At 70.3% G+C, this 6,691-nt stretch carries 5 protein-coding genes; 4 read left to right on the top strand and 1 reads right to left on the bottom strand.

All coding sequences use genetic code 11. From position 1 onward, the window contains the following. Positions 1-1,615, top strand: a 1,615-nt coding sequence (locus tag QM572_RS11600) for an EAL domain-containing protein (RefSeq protein ID WP_415093219.1), incomplete at its 5' end; no start/stop codon positions are given. Here QM572_RS11600 and QM572_RS11595 read toward each other — a convergent pair. Then, positions 1,593-2,609 carry a zinc-binding dehydrogenase gene (locus QM572_RS11595; RefSeq protein ID WP_415093217.1) on the bottom strand — a complete coding sequence of 339 codons (1,017 nt, stop codon included), beginning with the start codon at positions 2,607-2,609 and terminating at the stop codon, positions 1,593-1,595. The genes QM572_RS11600 and QM572_RS11595 overlap by 23 nt on opposite strands. Positions 2,610-2,646: 37 nt before the next feature. On the opposite strand from QM572_RS11595, the gene QM572_RS11590 reads away from it, so the two are divergent. The 3 genes from QM572_RS11590 to QM572_RS11580 are packed head-to-tail and all read left to right on the top strand — an operon-like array spanning position 2,647 to position 6,357. Beyond that, on the top strand, positions 2,647-4,197 hold the full coding sequence (locus tag QM572_RS11590; protein ID WP_415093216.1) for a UDP-N-acetylglucosamine 1-carboxyvinyltransferase: 1,551 nt from the start codon (positions 2,647-2,649) through the stop codon (positions 4,195-4,197). 23 nt (positions 4,198-4,220) lie between these two features. Further along, positions 4,221-4,979 carry a glycerophosphodiester phosphodiesterase family protein gene (locus QM572_RS11585; RefSeq protein ID WP_415093214.1) on the top strand — a complete coding sequence of 253 codons (759 nt, stop codon included), beginning with the start codon at positions 4,221-4,223 and terminating at the stop codon, positions 4,977-4,979. A 7-nt stretch (positions 4,980-4,986) separates the two neighbouring features. Continuing rightward, a complete protein-coding gene (locus QM572_RS11580) occupies positions 4,987-6,357 on the top strand; it encodes an MFS transporter (RefSeq protein ID WP_415093212.1) in 1,371 nt (456 codons plus the stop codon). Positions 6,358-6,691 lie beyond the last annotated feature (334 nt).

Below are 6,691 nucleotides of genomic sequence, written 5' to 3'. Positions count from 1 at the left end.
CTACCAGGCGTCCCACGCCGGCGTCGCCGTGGGCGAGGGCGTCGCCGCCTGCGGCACCGCGGCCGCGCGCGGCGAGCCGGTCATGGTCGCCGACCTCGGCAGCGACGCGCTGTGGGCGCCCTATCGGGAGTCCGTGGAGCTCCCGGTGGGCGTCACCTCGTGCTGGTCCTACCCGGTGAAGGGGCGCGACGGCCGGGTGGTGGGCACCTTCGCCTTCTACATGCGCGACACGGACGTCCCGGTGGAGCAGCTGCTGCGGATCGTCGACGCCAGCGTGCACCTCTGCTTCCTCGCCATCGAGCGCGAGGCGGTCCGTCGCGAGATCGACCAGGTCAGCAACACCGACAGTCTCACCGGGCTGCTCAACCGCCGGGGCTGGCACAACGTGGTGGCGATGTCGCCGGCGCTGGGCCGGCTGTCCCCGTCGGCCGCGATCGTGCTCGAGGTCGACCGGCTGAGCGACATCAACCGCTCCGAGGGCCTCCACGCCGGCGACCGGGCGATCGTCGCCGTCGGCCGGGCGCTCCAGGCCCAGCTCCTGCCCGGCGAGGCGCTCGCCCGGGTGGAGAGCAACCGGTTCGCGATCTTCGTCCCCGGCGCCGACGAGGCGATCGCCGAGCTGCGCTCGGTGGAGGTACGCCAGCGGGTCAACGTGACGGTCGGCGTCGACGGACACGAGGTCGGCGTCACCGCCACCGGTGGGATCAGCCTCTTCCCCGAGCACGGCCGGACGGCACCCGACCTGCTCGAGCACGCCCTGCTCGCGGCGCAGGACGCCCGGAGTCGTGGCGTCGCGACGGCGGTCTTCGACGCCAGCGCCTCGGCGGGCGTCCGGGAGCGGCTGGTGCTGGGCGGCGCGCTGCGCGACGCGATCGAGCGCGGCAGCCTGATGCAGTGGTATCAGCCGCAGTACAAGGAGGACGGCACGATCCACGGCTTCGAGGCGCTCGCCCGCTGGCACCATCCGGTGCTGGGCATCGTCTCCCCGATGCGTTTCATCCCCCTCGCCGAGGAGCTGGGCCTGCTCCAGGAGCTGGACTTCTGGGCGATCTCGCGCGCCTGCCGCCAGGTCGCGGCCTGGACCGCGGAGGGCGTGGCGTGCGGCTCGATCTCGGTCAACGTCTCCCCCGACAGCCTGGTGCGCCCCGGACTGGTGCGCCACGTCGCCGACCAGCTCCTCGCCACCGGCGTCTCCCCCGCGGACCTCACGCTCGAGATGACCGAGCGGGCGACCTCCGCGCTGCCCGAGACGGGCGTCGTCGCCCTCCGCGGGCTGCGGAGCATCGGCGTCGGGCTCTCCATCGACGACTTCGGCACCGGCTACGCCAACCTCTCCAACCTCGCGACCCTTCCGGTCACCGAGGTCAAGATCGACCGCAGCTTCACCGCCGGCGTACGCACGGACCGGCGCTCGCGCGCGCTGATCCGCGCGATCATCGGGCTCGCGCAGGACCTCGCGCTCGACGTGGTCGCCGAGGGCGTGGAGAACGAGGACGAGCGCCAGGCGCTGCTGGACCTGGGCTGCACCGTCTTTCAGGGCTACCTCTACGCTCCCGCGATGCCGGCCGACCAGGCGGCGGCCGGTCCGGTGCCTACGGCTGCAGGAACACCTTGATCGCCTCGCGCTCGTCCATCTGGCGATAGCCCTCGGCCGCCTCGGACATCGGCAGGGTCGAGTCGAAGACCAGCCCCGGGCTGACCGAGCCCTCGAGCACCAGCGGGAGCAGATCGGGAAGGTACCGGCGTACGGGAGCCAGGCCGCCCGCGAGCCGGGCGTTCTTCTTGAACATCGTGGCGACGGGCAGCTCCACCCCGTGCGGCACACCGACGAACCCGACCGTCGCGCCCGGACGCACCACGTTGAACGCGGTCACCATGGCCGGGCCGGTCCCGACGCACTCCAGCACCGCGTCGGCACCGACGCCACGGGTCAGCTCGAGCACCTCGGCCTCGCCCTCCTCCCCGCGCGCCGCGACGATGTCGGTGGCGCCGAACGCCGTGGCGAGCCGCTGACGCGACGCATGCCGCGACATCGCGATGATCCGCTCCGCGCCGAGGATGCGGGCCGACAGCACGCCGAGCAGCCCGACGGCGCCGTCGCCGACGACGACCGCCGTCGACCCGGGCGTCACCCCTGCGCTGAAGGCCGCGTGGTAGCCCGTCGGGAACACGTCGGAGAGCGTCAGCAGGTCGGGCAGCCGGTCGGCGCCGGGCGCCTCGAGGCGCATCAGCGAGCCGTCGGCCTGCGCCACCCGCGCCAGCTCCCCCTGTCCGCTCACGGTCATCTCGTAGTTCACGCAGGCCTGCTGGCTGCCGGCGAGACAGTGCGGGCAGGTGTTGTCGCAGTGGTCGAAGGGCACCACGACGGTGTCGCCGACGGCGAAGTCGCGGACCTCGGAGCCGATCTCGACGACCTCGCCGAGACACTCGTGGCCGATGGTCCGCGGCGCCTCGACGGGGCCGTTGTCGCCGCGGTAGGGCCACAGGTCCGAGCCGCAGATGCACGACGCGACGACCTTCACGATCGCGTCCGTCGGATACTGGATGACCGGGTCCGGCATCTCGGTGAAGTCGATGGTCCGGATGTCCGAGAGCGTGGTGGCGAGCATGTTAGGCCCTATCTCATATGTGAGTTACCGTGGAGACATGAGTACGACGGCTGCTGCCTCCGAAGGCTACAAGGACCGCATCGGCAACCTGATCCGGGACGCCCGCACCCACCGTGGCCTCACCCAGGCCCAGCTCGCCGACCGCCTCGGCACCTCCCAGAGTGCGATCAACCGGATCGAGAAGGGCCAGCAGAACCTCACCCTGGAGATGATCGCCCGCATCGGCGCGGCGGTCGACTCCGAGATCGTCTCCCTCGCCGCCGGCCCGGTCCACCTGCGGATCACCGGCCCCACGACGCTCTCCGGCGGAATCGACGTCAAGACGTCGAAGAACGCCGGCGTCGCGCTGCTCTGCGCCAGCCTGCTCAACAAGGGCCGCACCACGCTGCGCAAGGTGGCCCGCATCGAGGAGGTCAACCGGCTGATCGAGGTGCTCAACAGCCTCGGCGTCCAGACCCGCTGGCTCAACGCGGACAACGACCTCGAGATCGTGCCGCCGCGCACGCTGCGCCTGGACAACGTCGACGAGGAGGCCGCCCGGCGTACCCGCTCGGTCCTGATGTTCCTCGGCCCGCTGCTCCACCGCGCCGACGCGTTCGACCTCCCCTACGCCGGAGGCTGCAACCTCGGCGAGCGCACCGTCGAGCCGCACATGGCCGCGCTGCGCGCCTTCGGCCTCGAGGTCAAGGCCAACGAGGGCGCCTACCACGCGACCGTCGACCGGGCGATCGTGCCGGGCCGCCCGATCGTGCTCACCGAGCGCGGCGACACCGTCACCGAGAACGCGCTCATGGCCGCCGCGCTGCACCCCGGCACCACCGTGATCCGCAACGCCAGCAGCAACTACATGGTCCAGGACCTCTGCTTCTACCTCCGCCTCCTCGGGGTGCGGGTCGAGGGCATCGGCTCGACCACGCTGACCGTGACGGGCGTGGAGGAGATCGACGTGGACGTCGACTACTCCCCCGCCGAGGACCCCATCGAGGCGATGAGCCTGCTCGCCGCCGCGATCGTCACCGACTCCGAGATCACCATCCGCCGGGTGCCGATCGAGTTCCTCGAGATCGAGCTCGCGACGCTGGAGGAGATGGGCTTCCGCTACCACCGCTCGGCGGAGTACGTCGCCGCGAACGGCCAGACCCGGCTGGTCGACATCACCACGCACCACTCGGTGCTGCACGCGCCGCACGACAAGATCCACCCGATGCCCTTCCCCGGCCTCAACATCGACAACCTGCCGTTCTTCGCCGTCATCGCGGCGGTGGCCAACGGCCAGACCCTGCTGCACGACTGGGTCTACGAGAACCGCGCGATCTACCTCACCGAGCTCAACAAGCTCGGCGGCCAGGTCAAGCTGCTCGACCCGCACCGCGTCATGATCGAGGGCCCGTCGCGCTTCAGCGGCGCCGAGATCGTCTGCCCGCCGGCACTGCGCCCGGCCGTCGTGATCCTGCTCGCGATGCTCGCCGCCAAGGGCACGAGCGTGCTGCGGGGCACCTACGTCATCGCCCGCGGCTACGAGGACCTCGCCGAGCGGCTCAACGAGCTCGGCGCGCGGATCGAGCCCTTCCGCGACATCTCCAACTGACCCGCCGTACCGACGACGCGACCGTGGCGATCCGCGCCTTCGCCCACCGGGGCGGGGCCAAGCACCCCGACCTGATCGGGTTCGAGAACACGATGCGCGCCTTCCGGCATGCCGTCGGCCTGGGCTACCGCCATCTCGAGACCGACGTCCATCTGACCCAGGACGGCGTTCTCGTCGTCCTCCACGACGCGGTCCTCGACCGGGTGACCGACCACGCGGGCGCCGTCGCCGACCTCCCCGCCTCCGAGGTGGCCGCCGCGCGGATCGGAGGCTCCGAGCCCATCCCGACCCTGGCGGAGCTGGTCGAGTCGCTGCCGTCGTACGTCCGGTACAACATCGACCTCAAGGCGCCGGGCACCGCCGAGGCGATGGCGCGCTTCCTGCGCGAGCGCGGGCTGGAGGACCGGGTGATCATCGGCTCCTTCTCGACCGCGGAGATGGAGCGCTTCCGTGCGCTGACGGAGGGCCGCGTGGCGACCAGCGCGGTGCCGTGGGAGGTCGTGGCCTATCGCGCGTCGCCGGCCGCCTTCCCGCTGCGACGGCTCACGGCCGCCGCCCTGCAGATCCCGCACGTCCGCATGGGCCTCACGATCACCTCCTCGGGCGTCGTCCGGCGCGCTCATGCCAACGGAATAGAGGTCCACGCCTGGACCATCGACGACGCCGACGAAATGCGCGTGCTGCTCGACCGGGGTGTCGACGGGATCTTCACCGATCGGACCGACATCCTTCGAGATGTGCTGATCGAGCGCGGTGAGTGGCTGGACTGGGAGGAACAGTGATCATCAGGTGAGCGGGATCGCCGACCTTCGCCCGGTGCTGCGGCGCCGGGAGCAGAACGCGTGGAACTGGTACGACTGGGCCAACTCGGCCTACTACACGACCGTCCTGACGGTGCTGTTCGGGCCGCTGATGATCACCGTCGCCGGCCGGGCGGCCGGCTGCGTCGGCGACATCGACGACAGCTGCTCCAAGACCGTCAGCGTGCTGGGCCTGCACCTCGCGGCCGGGTCGCTGCCGTCGTACCTCACCAGCTTCGCCACCATCCTCAGCGCCTTCCTGCTGCCGATCGTCGGAGCGGTCGTCGACCGCAGCGGGCGCAAGAAGTGGCACATGGCGTGGTTCGGCTGGTCGGGGTCGCTCTTCGCCGCGCTGCTCTTCTTCCTCAGCGGCGAGCACTGGCAGCTCGGCGCCTTCGCCGTCATCGTCTCGAGCGTGCTCTGCGGCTGCTCGCTGGTGAGCTACTACGCGATCCTCGTCGACATCTCCGAGGAGTGGGAGCGGGACGCGGTCTCCGCGCGCGGCTGGGCGTTCGGCTACCTCGGCGGCGGGGTGCTGCTCCTGCTCAACCTCGTCCTCGTCCAGGGCCACGACCTGTTCGGACTGGACAAGGAGCTCGCCGTGCGGCTGGCGCTGCTCAGCGCCGCGATCTGGTGGGCCGGGTTCACCGTCATCCCGGTGGTGCGGCTGCGCAACCACCCGCCCCGCAACGAGGTCTCCGCGACCGGGAGCCTGCTGCAGCGCAGCTTCGGCCAGCTCTGGGCCACGCTCAAGGACCTGCGCAACTATCCGATGACGCTCACCTTCCTGCTGGCCTACCTCTTCTACAACGACGGCATCCAGACCGTCATCGGCAGCGCCGCCATCTACGGCTCCAAGGAGCTCGGCATCGGGCAGAGCGTCCTCATCGCCGCCATCCTGCTCATCCAGTTCGTCGCGTTCGCCGGCGCGCTCTTCTTCGGCCGCTTCGCGGCGAGGTACGGCGCCTACCGCTGCCTCGTCTGGGGCACCGTGGCCTGGATGGTCATCGTCGTCCTCGCGATGTTCCTGCCCCGGGAGAACGTCGCGCTCTTCCTCGCCATCGGCGTCCTCATCGCCCTCGTGATGGGCGGCACGCAGGCACTCTCCCGCTCGTTCTTCAGCCTCCTCATCCCCCACGGCCGCGAGGGCGAGTACTTCGCGCTCTACAACGCCTGCGAGCGCGGCACCTCCTGGTTCGGCACGCTGCTGTTCGGCCTGATGTTCCAGTTCACCGGCTCCTACCGCCCCGCGATCGTCTCGCTCATCGTCTTCTTCGTGCTCGGCCTGGTGTTCCTGGTCCGCCTCGACGCCCGCCGCGGCATCACCGAGGCCGGCAACCGGCTCCCGGGCGCTGTGTAGGGGCACAAGAGACGGATAGGTCCCGCGGAGGGCGCGCGGAAACGCCTGCGCGATTCAGTCGAATCCGCTTGGCATCAGAGCCAAGGGAACTCGCAACGTTTCGATCTCGAATGGTGGTGTTCCTTCGCAAAGGAGAGAGAAGACCACCTCGTCGCCTTCGACACAATAGGCATGCGTAGCGACGCGCAGTATGCTTCCGTCCCTCAGTTGGGGCTGCTGTCGAGTTGGTTGACCCGGGTTTGATTACGCAGCCAGCGTAGTGGTGGTGGCGATATGGATGGTCTCGAATTCGACCGGGGTGAGTTTTCCGAGGACGCGTTGGCGTCGTTGTCGG

The sequence above is a fragment of the Nocardioides sp. genome (genome assembly GCF_047607365.1).
In the GTDB taxonomy this organism is placed as follows: Bacteria; Actinomycetota; Actinomycetes; order Propionibacteriales; family Nocardioidaceae; genus Nocardioides.
Note: the sequence above shows the minus strand (reverse complement) of the source record. Positions and strands in the feature narration are given on the sequence as shown.